The sequence below is a fragment of the Aeromonas sp. HMWF014 genome (assembly GCF_963878295.1).
Taxonomy (GTDB): domain Bacteria; phylum Pseudomonadota; class Gammaproteobacteria; order Enterobacterales; family Aeromonadaceae; genus Aeromonas; species Aeromonas popoffii.
The window spans coordinates 1-1,650 of record NZ_CAWNYS010000539.1 but is presented as its reverse complement, the minus strand read 5'-3'; the positions used below and the strand labels follow the sequence as shown (position 1 = coordinate 1,650).

Below are 1,650 nucleotides of genomic sequence, written 5' to 3'. Positions count from 1 at the left end.
CGTGCATCCGGCACATGGGGCTGAACATGCTCAGGGCTGAAACTTCACGCAAAGCGAGCGTCAGACGGAAGCAAAAGATTGCAGGAATGAGCAGTGAATACCTGGAAAAGGTACTCAATGCTGGCCTCAACAAATTGGGTGAAAATTAACAAAATGTTCACGCTCTTGCCCTGATACACCCAGCAGGTTGTAGTGGCATAGTGAATTTGGCCACCTGATTAGAGGTGACCGTTTAGGTGATCACCGAATTCGATATTCAAGGAGTGGAAATCGTACAACCGGCTCAAGGGTTTTTTTACAGGGCAGAAAGCGCTCGCCGAGGGGCTGGTGTGGGCTAGTCTGCTGTCGCTGGTGTTGAAGTGACGAGTGACGTGGTGGCTGTCGATATTGGAAGCGGTAGCGCACCGAGCCATCAGTGAAATAAGGGAAAGGTTGGAGTGGGTTGTAGATTTTCTGTCAAAAAATGTTCGCCGAACAAAGCAGAGAAAATAAATAAAAAACATGACCTTGGAAGGGATTTTCATTGACGCATTTTCTTAAGGTCCTGTACATGATGTTGCACTTGTAATGAGCGAGCATGGTTGGGGCTATTAGAGATCCGAAAAGCAATGTGGTATTTATATAACCAAAACCTATTCCATTTGACACCCAATTGCAGAGAATGTCCACAATACCAAGGTATTACCGATATCGCTCAGGGTTGGGGGGGATGGCTTGATGGCTGATATGGGAAGTAATATCGTCATCAGTCAATTCATTTCATCTATTATTTAGTCATTATGTTGGCATCCACCTGCATACCTGATATATCGCCAGTGTTCATATTTAAATGTTGCTCTAGTTGGGATTTTAATTCATTGTACTCACCAGATTTAATTAATTCAAGCATGCCTTTGTCAAACATATTGCTAAGGTACTCTCCGTTGCCAGTTGCTTTTGATAATGCGATATAAAAATCACCATCAGTAGAAATGGTAAAAACATCTACAACTTGATTTCTAATATTTTTCTTACTTGCAAGATAATAACCAGAACCCTTTCCCAGTAAGGCAAAGTCTATTCTGTTTCGCAAAAGCATATCGAGTTGCACACTGTCAGACTTTACTTTCTCGAAAGTGATTTCAGAATTTTCAAGTATTTCAGTTGGGTATGAATAACCCAGTGTAGCGCCAACCCTGTTACCTGATAGCAATTCATACACCCCAACTTGTCCTGATGCATCATAACTTCTACTCTTTGACGTCAATGAAAAAACCCCTAGCGGTTCGTTTACAAGTGGCGTTTTTGGCCACACATATTTATTTTTGTTGTCTCTTGTTATGGCAGCATTAAAGCAACCGGAAATAACATCAGTAAGTGCTAGATACATGCAGCGTGAAAATGGAATTACTTTATACTCAGTGTTAATGCCTACTTTTTTAAAAGCTTCACGAACTACAATGGGTGTAAAACCGTCAAGATGTCCAGTTTCTTTATTTAAGAAACAGTAGGGAGCCCAGTCATCTTCTACACCTAATATAATTGTTGTAGGTTTTTCTGATGAGGGGTACACATTTCCTGGGAAAATGAAAAAAATGGATAAGAATATAGTCATTGTGTAAGTGTGGCTTTTCATAACAGATCCCGAGTACATACGAATACATTTATAAT

At 40.7% G+C, this 1,650-nt stretch carries 1 protein-coding gene and 2 pseudogenes; 2 read left to right on the top strand and 1 reads right to left on the bottom strand.

Features of this window, described 5'->3' with window-relative positions; all coding sequences use genetic code 11:
• Both AAC083_RS21035 and AAC083_RS21030 read left to right on the top strand, forming a co-directional pair.
• Positions 1 to 149 (top strand): annotated as a pseudogene (locus tag AAC083_RS21035) (ISAs1 family transposase); the annotation flags it as partial.
• Between the two features lie 103 nt (positions 150 to 252).
• Positions 253 to 492 (top strand): annotated as a pseudogene (locus AAC083_RS21030) (IS4 family transposase); the annotation flags it as partial.
• A 274-nt stretch (positions 493 to 766) separates the two neighbouring features.
• Here AAC083_RS21030 and AAC083_RS21025 read toward each other — a convergent pair.
• The coding region (locus AAC083_RS21025; protein WP_108535548.1) for a substrate-binding periplasmic protein at positions 767 to 1,650 on the bottom strand (884 nt) is incomplete at its 5' end.